This window comes from Kitasatospora sp. NPDC127067 (assembly GCF_042724755.1).
In the GTDB taxonomy this organism is placed as follows: domain Bacteria; phylum Actinomycetota; class Actinomycetes; order Streptomycetales; family Streptomycetaceae; genus Kitasatospora; species Kitasatospora lactacystinica.
This window is the reverse complement of record NZ_JBHXEM010000009.1, coordinates 88,973-107,942: the sequence shown is the minus strand read 5'-3', so window position 1 is coordinate 107,942 and position 18,970 is coordinate 88,973. Positions and strand designations below refer to the sequence as shown.

8 protein-coding genes and 2 pseudogenes are annotated in these 18,970 nt (G+C 72.0%); 7 read left to right on the top strand and 3 right to left on the bottom strand.

Going from position 1 to position 18,970, the window contains the following annotated elements:
* Positions 1-16 precede the first annotated feature (16 nt).
* From ACFWJ4_RS06210 to ACFWJ4_RS06200, 3 genes and pseudogenes are all read left to right on the top strand, one after another.
* Positions 17-469: pseudogene (locus tag ACFWJ4_RS06210) on the top strand (chitinase); the annotation flags it as partial.
* Between the two features lie 205 nt (positions 470-674).
* Positions 675-848: pseudogene (locus ACFWJ4_RS06205) on the top strand (IS110 family transposase); the annotation flags it as partial.
* Positions 849-915: 67 nt separating this feature from the next.
* Complete coding sequence (locus ACFWJ4_RS06200; RefSeq protein WP_380539803.1) at positions 916-1,530, top strand: SMI1/KNR4 family protein; 615 nt, start codon at positions 916-918, stop codon at positions 1,528-1,530.
* A 1,045-nt stretch (positions 1,531-2,575) separates the two neighbouring features.
* Here ACFWJ4_RS06200 and ACFWJ4_RS06195 read toward each other — a convergent pair.
* The 3 genes from ACFWJ4_RS06195 to ACFWJ4_RS06185 all read right to left on the bottom strand — a co-directional run bounded on the left by ACFWJ4_RS06195 (position 2,576) and on the right by ACFWJ4_RS06185 (position 14,184).
* Complete coding sequence (locus ACFWJ4_RS06195; RefSeq protein ID WP_380539800.1) at positions 2,576-8,131, bottom strand: amino acid adenylation domain-containing protein; 5,556 nt, start codon at positions 8,129-8,131, stop codon at positions 2,576-2,578.
* Positions 8,128-13,242 carry an amino acid adenylation domain-containing protein gene (locus ACFWJ4_RS06190; protein WP_380539797.1) on the bottom strand — a complete coding sequence of 1,705 codons (5,115 nt, stop codon included), beginning with the start codon at positions 13,240-13,242 and terminating at the stop codon, positions 8,128-8,130. Before ACFWJ4_RS06190 ends, ACFWJ4_RS06195 begins: the two co-directional genes overlap by 4 nt.
* A 351-nt stretch (positions 13,243-13,593) precedes the next feature.
* Positions 13,594-14,184 carry an RICIN domain-containing protein gene (locus ACFWJ4_RS06185; RefSeq protein ID WP_380539794.1) on the bottom strand — a complete coding sequence of 197 codons (591 nt, stop codon included), beginning with the start codon at positions 14,182-14,184 and terminating at the stop codon, positions 13,594-13,596.
* Positions 14,185-14,524: 340 nt separating this feature from the next.
* Here ACFWJ4_RS06185 and ACFWJ4_RS06180 point away from each other — a divergent pair, with 340 nt between their 5' ends.
* The 4 genes from ACFWJ4_RS06180 (at position 14,525) to lepB (ending at position 18,887) form a co-directional block, all read left to right on the top strand.
* The gene (locus ACFWJ4_RS06180; protein ID WP_380539791.1) at positions 14,525-16,042 is read left to right on the top strand and encodes a glycosyltransferase; all 1,518 of its coding nucleotides are present in this window, start codon (positions 14,525-14,527) and stop codon (positions 16,040-16,042) included.
* Between the two features lie 261 nt (positions 16,043-16,303).
* Positions 16,304-17,293, top strand: a complete 990-nt coding sequence (locus ACFWJ4_RS06175) for an aldo/keto reductase (RefSeq protein WP_380539788.1) — start codon at positions 16,304-16,306, stop codon at positions 17,291-17,293.
* Positions 17,294-17,538: 245 nt separating this feature from the next.
* Positions 17,539-18,360 carry a hypothetical protein gene (locus tag ACFWJ4_RS06170; protein WP_380539785.1) on the top strand — a complete coding sequence of 274 codons (822 nt, stop codon included), beginning with the start codon at positions 17,539-17,541 and terminating at the stop codon, positions 18,358-18,360.
* A gap of 68 nt (positions 18,361-18,428) precedes the next feature.
* Entirely contained in the window at positions 18,429-18,887 is a 459-nt protein-coding gene (lepB, locus tag ACFWJ4_RS06165; RefSeq protein ID WP_380539849.1) for a signal peptidase I, read from the top strand.
* Positions 18,888-18,970: the final 83 nt, after the last annotated feature.

Sequence of the window (18,970 nt, the reverse complement as noted above, 5' to 3'; positions counted from 1 at the left end):
GGCCGGCGGGAGGGCCACTCGCCACCCCGGCGCGCTGGTCTACGTGGTCGAGCAGAACACCGCCAACTACCCCCACTACTGCGACACCTCACAGCCCTACGGCTGCCCGGCCGGCCAGGCCGCGTACTACGGGCGCGGCCCCATCCAGCTGAGCTGGAACTTCAACTACAAGGCGGCCGGCGACGCCCTCCGCATCGACCTGCTGCGCAACCCCAACCTGGTGCAGACCGACCCGGCCATCGCCTGGAAGACCGCGCTCTGGTACTGGAACACCCAGAACGGGCCGGGCACCATGACCCCCCACAACGCGATCGTCAACGGCTACGGCTTCGGCGAGACCATCCGCAGCATCAACGGCTCACTGGAGTGCAACGGCGGCAACCCCGCACAGGTACAGAGCCGGATCAACGCCTACCAGCGCTTCACCCAACTGCTCGGCACCGTACCGGGCAACAACCTGAGCTGCTGAACACCGAGGCCCATCGGGGCCTGGCCGGTCCGCGGGAAGCGGCCGGGAGGCGGCCCACGGTCGGCGTCCTTCGTCCTGGGCTCTCTCAGGCTAACCCGACATAGCAGGATGTCTCACTCAAGGCTGGCATAGAGGGGAGCAGGAAGGGCGGCCGGGGAATGCTTCGCCCACCGCCCCAACTCACCGCTGCTTGGGCTTGAGCCCCGCCGGCGCCCAGTACCGCGCCCGCCGCGAACACGGAAACTGGCACGCCGCCGCCCAACACCATCTCTTCAACCGCCTGCTCGGACAGCTCCACCACTGCTGCCTCCAGCACCACGAACGGTTCGACGAGAACACTGTCTTTCCCGTACCAGCTCTCATCGCGGTCGCGGCTTGACCAGCTGCTTCGCCGAGAGTGGTCACAGCCTCGGTCGTTGACACCCCGGTGAGGCAGACTGCCCGCCATGACAACCGCTGATCCCGACGTCCCTACCTCCTGGAGCCGCATCGGCACCTGGCTCACTGTGCACACCCGACGAGGCCCAGCGAGACCAGCGCCGGATGCCGCCCGCCTGGACGCGTTCGAGGCAGACCTCGGCCTGCCCCTGCCCGCCGACCTGCGCGCCTGGTGGCTGCTGCCCGACGTCACCGCGAGCCACTGGATTCCGGACGCGTTCGCCCCGGTCTCGCTGGACGAGGCCCTGGAGACTCACGAGATCTGGCTCCTGGTCGCCGAGCAGGAAGGCGACTCGTTCGACGAGAACGGTCAGCCCGAGAGCCGTTACCAGCGGGAGTTCATGCCGATCGCGTTGAGCCCCGGCGGCGACGGACTGATTGTCGACCTCCGCCCCAGTGACACCCACGGCGCGGTACTCCTCTGGGACCACGAGACGTGGAATCTGGACGTTCCCCAGTGGGACTCGGTGACTTCGATGCTCAAGGACATCGCCCACGCGCTGGAGGCCGGGACGCCGGTGTTGGTGAGCCACGCAGCCCTCGGCGGCTCCCAAGAACCCGGTACCGCCACAATCGACGCCCCACTCGATCTCGCCTGGCTACCCACCACTCCAGACCGCTGATCAAACCCGTCCGCTTGACGCCTAACCACGTGCGACGTCTGCGGTGGCTCAGGTTGGGTGAGTCGGTCCTGGCGATTTCGCCTCACTCAACCTGCAGCAGGGGCTGGTGTCAGCATGGTTGGACCCAGCTACGCCAAGCGAATCCCACTCCGGCCAAGACCATCAGCACCAAGCACAGCCTGACCGTCCTGCCATTGCTGTTGATGGCGTGTCGGACGAGACCCCAGAAGTTCGCCACTGTCCTCACCTCTCCTGTCAGCCGAAAGTCGCTCAGGTGAACACGGTCGCGAACGATCTGTGACTTCCATGGTGTACACGTCCGACAGATTCTCGGCCGACTGGGGGCTGGACTGCGTCGATGGCTCAGGTCGAGTAGGACTGGATCGCCTTCGGCGAGACCAGACCACTGGCATGCGGTCACGCAGGGAGTTGGAGAGGGTGAGTCGGCCGCGGTTTCGAGCGGCACGACGCGGGGCCGCAGGGCCAGGGCGACCTGCCCCAGCAGCTTGCACCGGGTTCCCGCGACGATCTCGTCGTCCGCCGCTGCCACCAGATCCACCAGCGGGCCACTGGCCGCGCAGACACCACGACGTCGAGATCCGGCACTCCGACGAAGAGCGCGTCCGGCGAGGAGAGAGCCTCCGTATCCACCTTCACCGGGCCGCTCCGCGAAGCCTTCACGACCTGATGGGCGCCTTCAAAGCGCTGGCGAAAGCATTGCCGACCGGTTTCGGCCGCCCCGATCACCAGTACCTTCAAGTCCCCGGCCATGGCTGTGGCAGCACCTCGAGCGCCCCCGTTTTCGAACGCTGCCCAACCGGCCATCGCCGTACGAGCCATCACCTGGCCTCGTCACCGACGCCGTCCGAGAAGTGGACGGCGTCGGCAATGGCTGAGAACAGCGAGTTAGTGGTTGTTGTGACATCCTCCCCCGGCCGGCCGGGCCCGCGGGCTCAGGTGGCGTGTTCGTGCGACCGCCCGAGGGAGTTCCACCACGTGTCACGGCTATGCCGATGACGTGGCCCCGATCCGGATCGGGGCCACGTCACGGCCGACCCGGCCACCGCGCCCCGCCGGTCATGGCGCGGTCGGCCGCGGCCTGCACGGCGTCGAGGTCCTCGGCGATCTCCGCACCGGCGACGGCGTCCGGCAGTTCGTCCTCCATGTACCGCAGGGGGCGGTGGCGCAGGCCCAGGACGGCCCAGGCGATCAGCAGCAGTCCGCAGGTGACGAGGAGCAGGCCGGTGCCGCGGCCCGGCCCGGTGCCGAGGGCTCGGCCCACGGTGCCTGCCAGCGCCCCTCCCGGGTTCAGCAGGCCGGAGAAGTACCCGGCGAGGGGCGGGGCGGTGAGGAAGGCCAGCGGGGTCATGGCGACGGCGAGCATCTGGTTGGTGGCGAGCACCCGGCCCTGGAGCTCCGGGCCGACCTTGAGCTGGATGATGGCCAGCCAGTGCGCGTTGAGGATGCTCATGGACGCCCACCAGACGAACGCGCCCACGGCCGCCACCGTCACCGACGGACGCAGGCCGACCAGGACGACGCCCAGGCCGACGCCGCTCACGAACCCCACCATGCCGGTCGCCCGCCGCGCGGTGCCGCCCCAGAGCGCCACGATCAGGCTGCCCGCCACGGCACCCGCGCCGCCGACCGTGGTGACCACGCCCACCGCCGTGGTGCCGCTGAAGGAGAGCACGCTCGGGACCGTCAGCGTCACCGCGAGGGTGCCCAGGTAGTTCTCCACCATGAAGAACACGATCATGATCATCAGCGGACGCCGCCGGATCAGGAACCGCCAGCCGCCGACGACGGTCCGGGCGAAGGATTCCTTCTGCCGCCGGAAGAGCCGGTCGGGGAAGCGCACCCACAGCAGCGCGGCCACGCCGACGAGGAACGACGCGACGTCCACGGCCACCACCCAGGGCAGGCCGACCAGCCCGATCAGCGCGCCGCCGGCCAGCGGGGCGATCAGCGTCCCCAGTCCGGCACCGAGGTTGGCCAGCCCGTTGGCCTGCACCAGGTACGGCTTGGGGACGAGCTGGGCGACGGCGGCCAGGTAGGCCGGTCGCCGGAACGCGGTCACCAGCGACATGACGCCCACGATCAGACCGACCTGCCAGAGCGCCAGGCTGCCGCTCCACAGCGCGGCCACCAGGGACACCGTGGCGGTCGCGGAGACGGCGTCGCAGGTGAGCATGACCCGGCGGCGGTCGATCCGGTCCGCCACCGCGCCGCCCAGCGGCGCCGCGACGATCGCCGGGAGCATGGCGAGCATGCTGATCAGCGCGTAGTCGAGGACCCGCCCGCTGCGCTGGTAGGCCCAGACGCCGAGGGCGAACGAGGTCAGCGCGCTGCCGATCAGCGAGACGGTCTGGCCCGCGGCGACGACGTAGAACTTCCTGAGGTCGTGTCGCGCCGTCCGGCCGACGACCGTGACGTCGGCGATCGGCTCCGGCAGCAGGCCACCGGCCCAGGCACCGAGCCGCTCGCCGACCAGCGCGGCGAGCTGGGCGGCCTGGTGCTTGAGGAAGTAGTGGCCCGCTCTGGGGAGGGTGGCCAGCTCCACCCGGTCGGCGAAGGCTCCCCACTCCGTGAACCGCTCCTCGTAGAGCTCGGTGGACCGGTCGCGTTCGCCGATCACGCAGAGCACCGGGGCCCGTAGCCTGCGGGCGTCCGCCCTGGTCAGTTCACCGGTGAACCAGCCCTGCGCCTGGTCCACGTCGTGCCGCAGGGCGCGCAGCATGGTCCGCTGTGCCGCTTCGGCCGCTTCCCCGTCGCCGTCGCCGTCGTCCATGCCGCCGAGGGTGCGCAGGAAGTCCCGGTAGGCCCGGTCCGACGTCCAGCGGGTGGCCGGGAACCTGCTGCGCAGCCAGGTCGACAGACGCCCCGGCAGCCGCGCACCGGGAAAACTCCCGCCGACCAGCAGGCCCGTCACCGGGACACCTTCGGCTTCCAGACGCAGCGCCAGTTCGGTGGCCGCGGCCGAGCCGACGCAGTGGCCGTACACCGCCACCGGGCCGACCCGGCCGCCCGTCCCCGGGGCCGGGCGGGCCGCCTCGGCCAGCTCGGCGACGACCCGGTCGATCAGCACGGTGAGCGGGAGCAGCGGCTCGTCCGGCCGCGCCGGGTCGTGTCCCGGCGGTTCCACCGCCAGTACGGCCGCGCCGGGGATCGCCTTGGCCAGTTCCGTGGCGAGCGGACCGTAGGCGGCGGCCGAACCGCCGCCGTAGGGGAGGCACACCACGGTGACGGTCGGGAGCCGGCCGGGCGGGGGGCCCGCCAGCCGGTGCAGCAGGCGGCGCTCACCGTCGGGCCCGTCCGCCTGTGCCGCGTCGAGGAACGCGGCCAGCTCGCGCACGGTCGGCCGGGTGAACAGGTCGATCACCCGTAGCGTCGGGTCGATCGCCCGGACGGCGCGCACGGCCCGGAAGGAGTCCCCGCCCAGGGCGAAGAAGTCGTCGTCGATGCCGATGCCGTCGGGGGCGTCCAGGTCGAGGACCTGCGCCCAGGCCTGTGCGACGCGCAGCTCGGTCGGCGTGCCCGGGGCGATGTGCTCGGTACTCGCCGCCGGCTCGGGGGCGGGCAGGGCCGACCTGTCCACCTTTCCGTTGGGGTTGAGCGGCAGCGCGGGGAGCACGACGATCGCCGAGGGCACCATGTAGTCGGGCAGTCGCTCGCGCAACGCCGTGCGCACGAGCGCGACGTCCACGCCGGATGCCGGCGCCGCGGGGGTCACCCAGGCGGCGAGCCGCCTGGCATGGGCCTCGCCGACCGGCAGCACCACCGCTTCGGCGATCTCGGGCAGGTCGCGCAGCGCGGCGGCCACCTCGCCCGGTTCCACCCGGAAGCCGCGGATCTTGACCTGGTCGTCGATCCGGCCGAGGAACTCGAACAGTCCGGCCGTGGTCAGCCGGACCCGGTCCCCGGAGCGGTAGCACCGCGCGGTGCCGGTCACCGGGTCGGGGACGAAGCGCTCGTCGGTGAGGTCGGGGCGGCCGAAGTACCCGCGCGCCACGCTCGGCCCGCCGATCCACAGCTCGCCGGGCACCCCGGCGGGCAGCGGCCGGCCGCCGGAGTCGACCACATAGCAGTCCACGTCGGCCAGTGGGCGACCGATCGGAACCGTCCCCGAACGCCGGGCCGGCGGGGTCTCCTCCACGGCGCAGCCGAGCACGGACACCGTGGTCTCGGTGGGGCCGTAGTGCACCTGCACGGACAGCTCGGGCCGCGCGGCGCGGATCCTGGCCACCAGGTCCCAGGAGCAGGCCTCTCCCGCGAGGATGAGCAGCTTGCGGGGCAGCACGCGGCCGAGGTCCCCGTGGGCGGCGAGCAGTTCGAGGTGGCTCGGCACCATCTTGACCGCGTCGACCGGGTGCGCCTCCAGGTACTCCCCGTACGCCTCCGGGTCGGTGGCCACCTCGCGGTCCACCAGGTGCACCGTGCCGCCGGTGGCCAGCGCGCCGAAGAGGTTGGTCATGCCGAGGTCCGCCGCGTGGGTCGACACCAGGGCGAACGCGCCCCCCTCGACACCGCAGCCGGTCAGTCGCTCCGTCACCGCGTGCAGGTAGTGCACGATCTGCCGGTGCTCGACGGTGACGCCCTTGGGGCGGCCGGTCGAGCCCGAGGTGAAGACCAGGTAGGCCGGCGCGGTCGGATCGACGGCCACGCCCGGTGCTCCGCCGGGCTGTTCCGGTGGCGTACCCGGGGCGGGCGGATCGTCGAGGATCAGCAGCTCCGCGGGGGTGCCCGCAAGGTCCGTACCGCGCCCCGGGAGGCGCCGCGCGAACTCCCGTTCCGCGAGGACGACTCGCGCACCCGCCGGCGACAGGATGTCGGCCAGCCGGTCGTCCGGGTACGCGGGGTCGAGCGGCAGGTAGATGGCGCCGGCTTTGAGGGTGGCGAGCAGGGCGACCACGAGCGGTGTCCGGCGGTCGGCCAGGACGGCGACCGGTTCCCGCGGTCCGACTCCGGCCGCGAGCAGCCGGTGCGCGAGCCGGTTCGCCCGCCGGTCCAGCTGTCCGTAGGTGAGTTCACCGTCGGGGCCCACGACGGCCGTCGCGTCGGGCCGTTCGGCCGCCCAGCGCTCGACCAGACCGTGCAGCGGCTGCTCCAGGTCGAACTGCCGGCGCGGCCCGGACAGCAGCGGTCCGTCCACCGGTTCCACGGCCACCTCGCGCACGGGGCGGTCGAGATCGGACAGCACGCCGTCCAGCAGGACCGCGTACCACTCGGTGATCCGCTGCGCGGTGTGCCGCTCGAAGAGGTCGGTGCGGTAGATCAGCGACCCCTCGTAGGTGTCGCCGGTGCCGTTCGAGGAGGTGGCCGCGAACGCCAGGTTCAGTTCGTACTTGGCCGTTGTCGCCGGCGGTGCGAAGACCCTCGCCGTCAGGCCCGGGAAGCGCGGCGCCACCGCCGGGGTGTCGATCACGTTGAGGAGGACCTGGAAGATCGGCGTGGTGGAGAGGTCGCGAGCCGGGCGCAGCCGGTCCACGATCCGCTCGAACGGGACCTCGGTGCGGGCGAAGGCCTCCAGCGCCGCGTCGCGCACTCGGGTCAGCAGCTCCCGGCCGCTCGGCCCGCCCGACAGGTCGGTCCGCATGGTCAGGGTGTTGATGAAGAAGCCGATGGTGTGCTCGGTGTCGGGGTGCCGTCGTCCCGCCTCGGGCACGCCGACCGGCACGTCGTCGACGCCCGACAGCCGGGCCAGCAGCTCCTGCCAGACCGCGAGGAGCACCATGAACGGCGTGCAGCCGGTCTCGGCGGCCCGCCCGCGCACCTTGGCGGTCAGGGCGGCCGGAAGGATCACCGGCACTTCCGCGCCCGTCCGTTCCGCGATCGGTGGGCGGGGCAGGTCGGTGGGCAGGTCCAGGACCGGCTCCAGACCGGACAGCGCGTGGACCCACCAGGCCAGGTCGGTCTCCGCGCGGTCCCCGTCCTCCGGCCGCAGGGAGAGCCAGTGCGCGTAGTCCGCGTACTGGACCGGTGGCGGTGCGGGAGACTCGGCCAGCCCGAGCCGCGCCGAGTACAGTGCCGCCAGTTCCGCCACCGCCACCGTCCTCGACCAGGCGTCGAAGGCGATGTGGTGGACCGTCAGTGCCAGGACGTGCTCGTCGGTGCCGAGCCGGAGCAGCACCGCCCGCAGGGGCGGTTCCACTGCCAGGTCGAACGGCCTGCGCAGGTCCTCGATCAGGCGGCGGTCCAGCGACTCCCGCTCGCCCGGCCCGGTCAGATCGGCCTCGGCCAGCGGTACCGCGTCCGCCGGGCCTGCCACTGCCACCGGCTCGCCGTCGGTCTCGACGATCAGGCTCCGAAGGACCTGGTGCCTCTCGGCGAGATCCCGCACCGCCCCCAGCAGCGCCGCACGGTCCAGGGGTCCGTGCAGGTGCAGGGCGACCGGGATGTGGTACGCGGTGCTCTCCGGATCCAGCTGGGTGAGGAACCACAGCCGGGTCTGTGCGGCCGACAGCGGGGCCGGGGCGCCCGCGTCCGGCCGGGCGGGTATCGCCGGGGTGCCGCGGACCGCGGTGCGGCGGGCTGAGGCGAGCCGGGCACGCAGCGCGTTGGTGAGCCGGGGATCCCGCCGCTCGGCGGACACCTCGGTCATGCGGCACCGCCGCCGGTGACGGAGGCCGGGCGGGCGGATTCGGCATGGTCGGCAGGGTCGGCCCATTCGGCGAGGTCCGCCGATTCGGCGAGGTCGGCCAGCAGCAGGGCCTCCAGCGCGGCGGCGAAGTCGGCCAGGACCGGGTGCTCGAACAGCAGGCGCACCGGCAGCGCGAAGTCCAGCGCCGCCATCAGCCGCCCCGCGACCCGGGTGGCCGCCAGCGAATGCCCGCCGAGCGCGAAGAAGTCGTCGTGCGCACCGACCTCGGTGGCCCCGAGCACGGTCTCCCACACCTCGGCCACCAGCAGCTCGGCATCGGTGCGCGGGGCGATCCGTTCGCGGCCGGTTTCGCGACCGGGCGCCGGGAGGGCGCCCCGGTTCACCTTGCCCGAGGCCGTCAGGGGCAGGGCGTCGAGCACGACCCACCGCCGGGGCACCATGTGGTCCGGGAGACGGGTGTGCAGGCGCTCCTCCACCGCGGGCGTGCCGAAGGCGTCCGCGGTCGCCGCCGAGGGGCCCACCGCGAGGTAGCCGACCAGGTGGGCGTCGGCTCCGTCGCCGAGGACCACGACGGCCGCGTCCACGACCGCGGGCTCCGCGCGCAGGGCGGTCTCGATCTCGCCGAGTTCGATCCGGTGGCCGCGCAGCTTCACCTGCTGGTCGCGGCGGCCCAGGAAGTCGAGGGTGCCTCCGCCGGTCTCCGGCCGGGGGGACCCCCATGGCCGCCAGCGGGCCAGATCACCGGTCCGGTAGCGCCGTCCGCCCGGCGCGAACGGATCCGCGGTGAACGCCGCCGCGGTCGCCTCGGGCCGGTTCCGGTAGCCCCGGGCGACGCCCGCACCGCCGATCCACAGCTCTCCGGTGACTCCCGGCGGCACCAGCCGGCCCATGGCGTCCAGCACGTAGGCCGTCTCCCCGGCCAAGGGGCGGCCGATCGGCACCGCCTCGCCGACCGGCGTCCCCACCTGCGCCACGGTCGAGTAGACCGTGCTCTCGGTGGGCCCGTAGGCGTTCCACAATTCGCCTGTCCGCGCCAGGAGTTCGCGCGCCAGTCCGGGGTCCATCGGCTCGCCGATGCTGACGACGCGCACCCCTGGGGCCGACCACTCGGCGGCGACCAGCATCCGAAGCGTGGTCGGCGTGGCGGTCATCAACGTCACCCCGGCCCGGTCGATGAACCGCGCGACGGCATACCCGTCGACAGCGGCCTTGCGGTCCAGCATCGCCAGCCGGAGTCCGCAGGCCAGGCTGACCCAGAGTTCGAACCCGAACACGTCGAAGGCCGGTGACGTGAGACCCAGCATCACGTCGTCGGGCCGGACGCCCGGCCTGATCCGCATCGCGGCCACGAACGCCGCCAGGCTCGCGTGAGTGACCTCCACGCCCTTGGGCCGGCCGGTCGAACCGGAGGTGTACAGCACGTACGCCAGATCCTCGGGCGCCGCCTCGGGCAGCCTCGTGGGTCCGGGGTCGGGCAGGCCGCCCAGGTCGAGGACGCCGACGCCGACCGATTCGCCGAGCTCGCCGGCCAGCGCGAGGGTCTCCTCGGCGGCGACGACGACGGTTGCCCCGGAGTCGGCGAGTTGGCCGCGCAGCCGTTCGGTGGGCTGGTCCGGTTCCAGGGGAACGTAGGCCGCACCGGCTCGCAGGACGCCGAGCAGGGCGGCGGGCAGGTACCGGTCGCGGGGAAGGCAGACCCCCACGGTGAATGCCGCCGCCGGTCCTGCCGCGGGCTCGGCCGCTCTCCTCGCGAGCAGGGCCGCGGCCACTCGCCGGGACCGTTCGGCCAGTTCCGCGTAGGTGAGTTCGCCGGCCGAGTCGGAGGCGGCCACCGAGGTCGGCCGCTGGGCGGCCTGGTCGAGAACGGCCGCCACCACGGTCCGCGGACCGCCGGCCGGCAGCGGGACTCCGGTGCCGGCGGCGAGCAGAGCGGCCTTCTCCGCTCCGCTCACCAGCTCCAGGGCCGACAGCGGAAGGTCCGGATCGGCCGCCGCGGCGCGCAGGACCCGGAGCAGCCGGTCGGCGAACGCCTCGGCGTCGGCCGGGCCGAACCGGTCCACGTCGTACTCGATCTGGAGCTCGGGCCCCCGCGCCGTCTCGTTGACGAACACGGTCAGCGCCGCCTGCGTCCCGCCGCTGCTCACCTCGCCGAGCAGCTCCAGACGGACGCCGTCGTGCTCCACCGCCACCGGGAGGCCGGCCGGCTGGAGCGAGAGCACGACCGGGGTGCCGATCGTTCCCCGGGGGTGTTCGACGCCGGCCGCCTCGAAGGCGTCCTGCACGGTGAACCCCGGATGGTCCATGACGCGGGCAGTCGTGGCGGAGGCACGGCCGACGGCGCTCCGGAAGGACAGTCCCTCCGCCAGCCTCAGCCTGATCGGCATGATGCCGACCAGTGGCCCGACGACCGCCTCCAGCTCGGGGTGCGCCCGGTGCGCCACGGCTGCGCCCAGGACGACGTCGGACCGGCCGGTGAGGCCGGCGACCAGCACACCGAGCGCCGTCAGGAACGTCGAGAACGGAGTGGATCCGCAGTCGGCCGCGAGCTCGCGCAGCATCGCCGCCGTCTCGGCGTCGAGGGGACGGGCCAGCCGTTCGCCGACCAGTCGACCGGGGCCGGCGGGCTCGGCGCGCCCGGCGGGCCCGGCGGAGAGGAGGTCGTGCGGCGGGACGGCGTCCGCCAGCTCCCGGGCCCAGAAGGCCCGCAACCCCTCGACCCGGTCGGGCCTGGCGGCCAGCGCGCGCTCGTGCAGCGCGATGTCGCCGACCTGTACGGGCGGCGGCGTGATGTCCGGGCCGCTGCCCGACCCGTGGTCCGCCCCACCACCCGGGATGCCGACCAGCTCCGACATCAGGACGCCGATCGACCAGCCGTCGAACGCCACGTGGTCGGTCACGACGACCAGTTCGGCGGTGTCGTCGTCGAGCCGGAGCAGGGTGGCCCTGAGGAGCGGTGTCTCGGTGGCGAGGTCGAACGCGTGGCCCGCGGCCGCCCGAGTCAGCTCGGCCGCCCGGCTCACCCGCTCCGCCTCGGGCAATCCCCTGAGATCGTGCTCCTCGAACGGCACCGGGGCCGGCGGGCGGACCATCGCGACCGGTTCGTCGTCCGCTCCCTGACCCGAGGCGTCCACCACGACGCCGGCCGGCACGACGCTGCGCAACACCTCGTGCCGCTCGACCACCGCGTCCAGCGCGGCCCGTAGCCGCGCCGTGCCCGGCAGTCCGCGCAGGCCCAGTCGGAAGGCGATGGTCGTGGCGCGCTCGGCGGAACTGACCTGCCGCAGCAGCCACATCCCCTGCTGCGCGGACGTCAGCGGGTACGTGTCCCGCCCTGTGTGACGGACCAGCGCGGGCTCCGGCCCGGTGCCCGAGCCGTCGGCCGACCGGGCTCGCAGCAGCGAGGCGAGTCCGGCGACGGTGGGCGCGGCGAGGAAGCCCGCCAGCGGGACGGTCGTTCCGAAGTCGCGGCCCAGGACGGCACAGACGCGAGCGGCCGCCAGGGAGTGGCCGCCGAGCGCGCCGAAGTCGTCGTGGATGCCGACATCCGCCAGACCGAGGACACCGGCGACGACCTCCGCGATCCGCTGCTCGGTGTCGGAGCGCGGGGCCACGTACTCGGTGTCGACCCCGCGGCCGAACTCCACCGCGGCCAGTGCGGCGCGATCGGCCTTGCCGGTCGGACCGACGGGCAGGCGGTCGAGGACGGCGATCCGGGACGGCACCAGGTGGTCCGGCAGCCTGTCCCGGAGCCAGGCACGCAGCCGCGCCTCGGTGAGCGTCCGGTCGGCCGACTCCGCGTAGGCCAACAGCTGCCGGGTGCCGTCCGAGTCGGCCGGCGCCAGCACCACGGCGTGCTGGACGGCCGGGTGTCCCGCGAGCGTCGCCTGGACCTCGCCCGGCTCGATCCGGAAGCCGCGGACCTTCACCTGGTCGTCGACCCGCCCGGCGAAGTGGTGGAGCCCGTCCGCCCGCCGGACCAGGTCGCCGGTCCGGTAGTGCCGGACTCCGGCCGCATCCGTGACGAACCGTTCGGCCGTCAGCTCCGGCCGGGCCAGATAGCCCCTGCTGACCAGCGGACCGGACACCCAGAGTTCCCCGACCTCGCCGTCGCCGAGCGGGTTCCCGGCGCTGTCACGTATCGAGAGGCCGCTCTGCACGTAGGGCGACCCGATCGGCGGCTCCCCCCGCCCGGCCCTGGGCACCTCGTGGGTCACGCAGCTGACGGTGCATTCGGTCGGGCCGTAGCTCTGGACGACCCGTCGTACGCCGACGTTGGCGTAGATCCGGTCCGCCAGGGCCCGGGTGAGCGGTTCCCCGCCCGCGCGGACGGTGCGCACGCCCGGCGGCAGCGGCTCACGCACGAGCGCGGCCAGCACGGACGGCGTCCCGTAGACCATCGTGACCTGGTCCCGCGCGGGCAGGGCAGGCAGCGCGAGCAGGTTCTCGGCCAGGATCACCGTCCCGCCGCCGAGCAGCGGGAGGAACAACTGGGTCACCGACGGGTCGAAACAGACGGACGTCGCGGCCAGCATCCCGCGGAGTTCGCCGGCCGAGTACACGGACGACTCCCACCGCAGCAGGGCCGTCACGTTGCGGTGCTCGACCACCACGCCCTTGGGCCGGCCGGTCGAGCCCGAGGTGTACATCACGTACGCGGCGTCCGTCGGCTCGCCGGAAATGTCGAGGGCGGCGCGGTCGTCCGCGCCCGGGACCACCGTCTCGACGAGCAGCAGGTCGACGCCGGCGGCCCGGCGGACGTTCCCGTGGCGCCCGAGGACGGCCGACGAGGAGACCAGGTGGGAGATCCCGGCGTCCGTGGCGATGAACTCCAGGCGGTCCGCCGGGTGGGCCGGATCCAGCGGCACGTAGGCCGCACCGGCCTTCCAGACCCCCAGCAGCGCCGGGATCAGCCACTCGTCGCGGTCCAGGCAGACCCCCACCAGCGAACCCCGCCCGACGCCCAGGCGGCGCAGCTCGCGGGCCACGGCGGCGGCCCTGCGGTCGAGCTCCGAGTACGTGGTCCGGACCGACTGCGCCACCACGGCGATGTGGTCCGGGGTCCGTCTCGCCTGTTCCTCGAAAGCCCGATGAACCCGGCCGGTTTCGGACATGCTCGCCGACGTCACTGTCGATCCCCCTCATGAACGTGCCACTGCACCGGAGCCACGTCCGTCGGGTTTTCGGTGCAAACGCCTTTTGAGCGCTGGTCAGTTGTCATTGCCGATGCTGTGTGCGGGCTGATGCCGAGTACGGTCGGGCAGCCCAGGAAAGGTCGGCTCGAAGGCGTTTCGGGACGGGCCTCCAGCGACGCGCCCACCGTACTTGCCGTCTCCGGTGGGGTCCATAGCTGTGATCGGCTTGTCAGCCGGTCCCCCCTCGACCGGGACGCCGACCGCGATCCCGCCGGTGTCGATCCCGCACGCTTCACAAGGAGCGTGCGGGATCGACGGGTTGGCGTGGGATCAGCCGGCGAAACGCCAGATGTGGTCGTCGTAGCCGTCGTGGACGCCGCCGTGCCACGAACTGTCGTAGCAGGGGTAGACGGTCAGGGGCAGGTCGTTGGCCCGGTCACTTCCGTCGCCGGCCCAGCCGGCCACGTCCAGGCAGAGGCCGTTCCGGTAGTTGACGATCTCGTAGCCCCCGTTGCCGACCACGTCGACGAGGTACCACTCCTGGTTGTCGTTCGCGGGGTCGGAGTTGCAGGTGTAGACGGACACGGGGGCGCCGGCCGGGGCGGCGCCGTAGTCGGGCAGGTCGAGGCAGTAGCCGCTCTTGGAGTTGGCGAACCGGTACAGGGGCCGCCCGTCGACGGTGCGGGTCTGCTCCAGGTTCCACATCTGGTTGTCGTACACGCCGTAGCTGCAGTTGTACTGGCCGACCCGGGTGTCGAGCGGGTTCCAGCCGTAGCCCGGCAGGTCGGCGCACTTCCCCGTGGTGACGTTCTCGAGCGCAACGGTTTGCAGGTACGTGGCCGCATGCGCGTTGGACGCGAAGGAGAGCGGGAGCAGCGCCGCGACACCGGCGACGGCAAGAAAGCGGGCGGCTTTGGGCATCGGCATGAGGATTCCCCCATCGTGGGCGGTTTGGGCGGGAATTCCGTGCGTGTATCGCCTGGCTCCGACAGAGCTGCGATCGGGCACGAGGATAGGGGGGTCGAATGCGGCGCGAACCGTCAAGGATTCGATTACGGCCGAAAATGATTGCGCGACCGAAAGGCGCCGGTGATCCGGGTCAATAGAGGTGAGCGGCCCGGGCAGATCCTGACGGGGAATCAGGAGACGTCGTAGCCGGCGGCGTCCGCCCCTGACGCCGGTCCGGCGCCGGTCCGCGGACACGGGATACTTCCGGTGATCATCGAACTGGTGGTCACCGGTGGGACGAGGAGGGGGAGGCATGGCGGGGTTCGTCGAAGTGGATGTGGTCGAGGCACTGGCGCGCGGTGGGGCCGAGGCGCAGGACCGGGTCCTGGAGGAGCGGTCGGCGGAGGTGGCCGACGAGATGGCCAACGGGTTCGCCCGCCGGCATCCGGAGTTCGCGGCGAGGTCCGGATTCGCCCGCTGGCAGCTGGTGGCGCTCGCGGCCGGGGCGGTCTGCGTCCTGGCGGCGGTGGTGGTCGCGCCCATGGTCGCGCTCCTGCTGCTGACGACACTGGCGACGGCCTACAGCCTGCTGCACGCGGTGGTCGCGGTGGCCGGGCTGCTGAGCGGCGGACGCCGCGGGACCCCGGAGGAACCGCCGCTCGCGGACGCGGACCTCCCGTTCTACACCGTGGTGGTGCCCGCCTACCGGGAGGCCGGGGTGATCGGTGCCCTGGTCCGGCACCTGGCCGCGCTGGACTACCCGCCGGACCGGCTGGAGGTGCTCGTCCTGGTGGAACGGCACGACCCCGACACGATCCGGGCGGTGCTCGCCGCCGATCCGCCCGCCTTCGTCCGGATCGTGCGCCTGCCGCCCGGTCCTCCGCAGACGAAGCCCCGGGCCGTGAACCTGGGGCTGATGCTGGCCCGCGGCGAGCTTCTGGTGATCTTCGATGCCGAGGACCGGCCGGACCCCCTCCAACTGCGCCGCGTCGCCGCCCGGTTCGCCTCGGCCGACGACCGGCTGGCCTGCGTCCAGGCACAACTGCTCTTCCACAACGCCGAGGTGAACTGGCTGACCCGGCAGTTCGCCATGGAGTACGCCCTGCGTTTCCGGTTCTCGATGCCCGGGCTGGTGCGGCTCGGCATGCCGATCCCCCTCGGCGGCACCAGCAACCACTTCCGCACCGACACCCTCCGCACGCTCGGCGGCTGGGACGCCTGGAACGTCACCGAGGACGCCGACCTCGGCATGCGCTGCGCGGCGCTCGGCTACCGCACCGAGATGACCGAGACGGTGACCTGGGAGGAGGCCCTCGACGTGCCGGGGCCGTTCGTCCGCCAGCGCACCCGGTGGTTCAAGGGCTTCCTGATGACGGCGATCGTGCACACCCGCCGCCCACTCCGGACCCTGCGCCGGTTCCGCGCCTCGGGGCTGCTCGTGCTGCTCGGCGTGGTCGCGAGCGCCCCGGTGACCGCCCTGGTCCTGCCGGTGACGGCCGCCCTCACCGTGCTCGCCGTGTCGGGCCTGTTCGCGTCGTCGTTCGGTGCCGGGCTACTGGCACCGGTGCTGGTCGCCCAGGGGGTGTCGATCGTCGCGCGGGTCGGCATCACCTTCGCGGCCGCCCGGCGGGCCGACCTGAGCGGGTGGCCCGCGGTCTTCGCCCCGCTCTACTCGGTGCTGTGGTCGATCGCGGCCTGGCGGGCGGTCCACCAGCTGGCGTTCTCCCCGTTCAGCTGGGAGAAGACCCCGCACGTCGGCCAGGGGCACGCCGACGGCCGGCCGACCGGTGTCGCCGGCGAACCGGCCGACGGCGTCTCGTCGACGGCCTGACGGGTTCCGGGAACGCCCCGCTCGCCCGGTCGGCGCATTCGCCCCGCCGACCGGGCCCGCCGACCGGACCGGCCGGGGTCGCCGTCGACGCGCCCACCCCACGGGTGCCCGCGTCCGGCCGTGCCGGTCCGCCTCCGGAGGGCACCGGCACCGTAGGGTCCTCTCCCAGGAGACGGGGCCGACCGGTCGCGCGGACCGGGGCGCCACGACGGCGCCGGGCCACGGCACGGACGAGCAGGGACGAGACGAAGGGAAGCTCACGTGCGACAGCGCAGTCTGCGGGACCTCCGGGTGTCGGCCATCGGCCTCGGCTGCATGGGGATGTCCGCCTTCTACGGCACGGCCGACCAGGACGAGGCCACCGCGACCATCCGGCACGCCCTCGACCTCGGCATCACCTTCCTCGACACGGCACAGGTCTACGGACCGCTCACCAACGAGTCCCTGGTCGGCGAGGCCGTGCGGGGACACCGCGACGAGTACGTGATCGCCACGAAGTTCAACTACCGGATGGACGGCGCCGTACCGGGCGACATGTCGACCGTGGGCCGCCAGGACGGCTCCGCCGAACACGTCCGCGAATCCGTCCACGGTTCACTCGCGCGGCTCGGCACCGACCGCATCGACCTGTACTACCAGCACCGGGTCGACCCGAACGTGCCCATCGAGGAGACCGTCGGCGCCCTCGGCGAACTGGTCGCCGAGGGCAAGGTCCGCCACATCGGGCTGAGCGAGGCGAGCGCGGAGACCATCCGCCGCGCCCACGCCGTCCACCCGGTCACCGCCGTCCAGAGCGAGTACTCGCTCTGGACGCGGGACGTGGAGGCCGAGGTGCTCCCCGCCTGCCGGGAACTCGGCATCGGCTTCGTGCCGTACTCCCCGCTCGGCCGCGGCTTCCTCGCGGGCCGTTTCAGCTCCCCGGACGAGCTGGACCAGGACGACTTCCGCCGCACCAACCCGCGCTTCACCAGGGCCAATCTGGCGGCCAACCTCAAGCTCGCGGAGAAGGTGAACGAGATCGCCGCGGAGAAGGACGTCACCCCGGCCCAGCTGGCGATCGCCTGGGTCCTGGCCCGCGGCGAGGACCTCGTGCCGATCCCCGGCACCAAGCGCCGCACCTACCTGGACCAGAACGCGGGCGCCGTCGACGTCGAGCTCACCGCGGACGACCTGGCCCGCATCGACGCCGAACTGCCCGAAGTGGCGGGCGAACGCTACGACGAGGACGGCATGCGGGCGGTGAACCGCTGACCGACCGGCCCGACGGCACGGTGTTGAGGGCCGCAGCCGTGACGGAACGGTTACCGTACGGCTGCGAATCATGTCGGCGGCGACTAGGCTTGAATCAAGCCCAGTGGTTCCTGGGATCATCCGCCCCCATTGCCTCCACTGCATTCTGCGTGCGCGCGGCACGTCTTCACTGATTCTAAAAGCTCCCCAAGCATAGAGATTGTGACAGACGGGAGAGCCTCATGCTTATTGTTGTCATGACGTGCATGGCAGTTGTCCTGATAGGCCTCATGGTCCGCTTTTCGCGACCTGCCTATGCCGATCTTAAGTGCGGTGACGCACCCATGTACTTCGACGGCGGACTCGTCGTCACGTGGTCGGGGCCCGCCCCCAAAGAGGCACGGGTGAGGGTGGCGAACGGCGACATCTTCGAGCGGGTCGAGCAGGCCACCGGGCCGGGGATTCCGTCGGACTACCCCGAGAAGTATCTGAAGAACCTTCGCACGTCCGAGGTGTTCAACGCCTGCACCGCATGGACTCCCGACGAGCTGGTGCGCTGGCAGGGACGCCATGGAATCGAGATGGAGCCCGAAGCCCTGAGCGTCTACGACAGCTACCTCAAGGACGGCAATACCATCTTCATGGCGCTGGTGGACCATCCGAGCGTCACTGATCCGGGATCATTCGTGGCCTGCAGCCTGGTACTCCAGCGCGCCGTGATCGTCTACAACGGCGGGCGTCAGGACCTGTTCCTTCGCTCGTATTTCCACAGTGCGCGGGAAGACTCGTCAGAGTTTGTCAACTTCGCACCTGGCGGCAGTGTTCACTACTCATTCAAGACCGATACCGTGTGGTTCCCTCTGGAACTGACCCGGTTCATCTCCGAGCCGGCCTCGTACGTCGAGCTGGATATCGTCACTTCCGAGGGATTCGACGAGGGCCTTCTTCCGACTCCGTTCTCGGCGCGAGAAAGCGGCTATGCACTTCTGGGGGACATCAAGTACCAGGTGAGGCGGGCCTCGGCTGTCCTCAGCATCGGAGATCAACATCACGCCATCCCCGACTTCAGGCTAAAACTTGGCCGTTGAAATTCCACGCCTGCCTCGCCGAGGAATCGCGGGGCAGGCCTTCCGACGGCCAGCTGGGGGAACGACCAGTGCACCCTGCCGAGATCATATACCTGACCGGATTGGCGCTGGCAGTCATTGCCGTGACTTCGCTGACCTATTTCGTTCGGATAGCAACGGAGTCCATGGCGCCGACACTAATTGTCGACGACCGTCTCCTGGTCGTCCGGAGGCCGGTACTGACGCGGCACTGTCCCGCTCGCGGCCAGGTTGTCGTCTTCACCTCCGGTACCGACGGGCGCAGGATGGTCAAGCGAGTCGCCGCCACAGGAGGGGACAGCGTTCTTGTCGGCGGCAGCGCCCGGGCAGACGGCTCGATCGACAACGGGACGCGGGTCGACGTACCCCTGGACGGAATTTTCGTACTGGGAGACAACCGAAGGGTTTCACGGGACTCACGAGAATACGGGTGCATCAGTTCGCGGCAGGTAGCAGGCCGGGCCGTACTCGTCGTATGGCCGCCACGTCGATTGCGGGTAGTCCGGTGACAGCCGAAGTTCGCCGTACAAGACCGTACGCGGGAACGGACTCCACCGGGCGGGGTGCGGGTGCGCACGGCCCGGTGGAGTCC

Bases quoted from the DNA above. Each gene is read 5' to 3' on its own strand.
- ACFWJ4_RS06200 (WP_380539803.1), top strand. From the start codon at position 916: ATGACAACCGCTGATCCCGACGTCCCTACCTCCTGGAGCCGCATCGGC.
- ACFWJ4_RS06195 (WP_380539800.1), bottom strand. From the start codon at position 8,131: ATGACCGAGGTGTCCGCCGAGCGGCGGGATCCCCGGCTCACCAACGCG.
- ACFWJ4_RS06190 (WP_380539797.1), bottom strand. From the start codon at position 13,242: ATGTCCGAAACCGGCCGGGTTCATCGGGCTTTCGAGGAACAGGCGAGA.
- ACFWJ4_RS06185 (WP_380539794.1), bottom strand. From the start codon at position 14,184: ATGCCCAAAGCCGCCCGCTTTCTTGCCGTCGCCGGTGTCGCGGCGCTG.
- ACFWJ4_RS06180 (WP_380539791.1), top strand. From the start codon at position 14,525: ATGGCGGGGTTCGTCGAAGTGGATGTGGTCGAGGCACTGGCGCGCGGT.
- ACFWJ4_RS06170 (WP_380539785.1), top strand. From the start codon at position 17,539: ATGGCAGTTGTCCTGATAGGCCTCATGGTCCGCTTTTCGCGACCTGCC.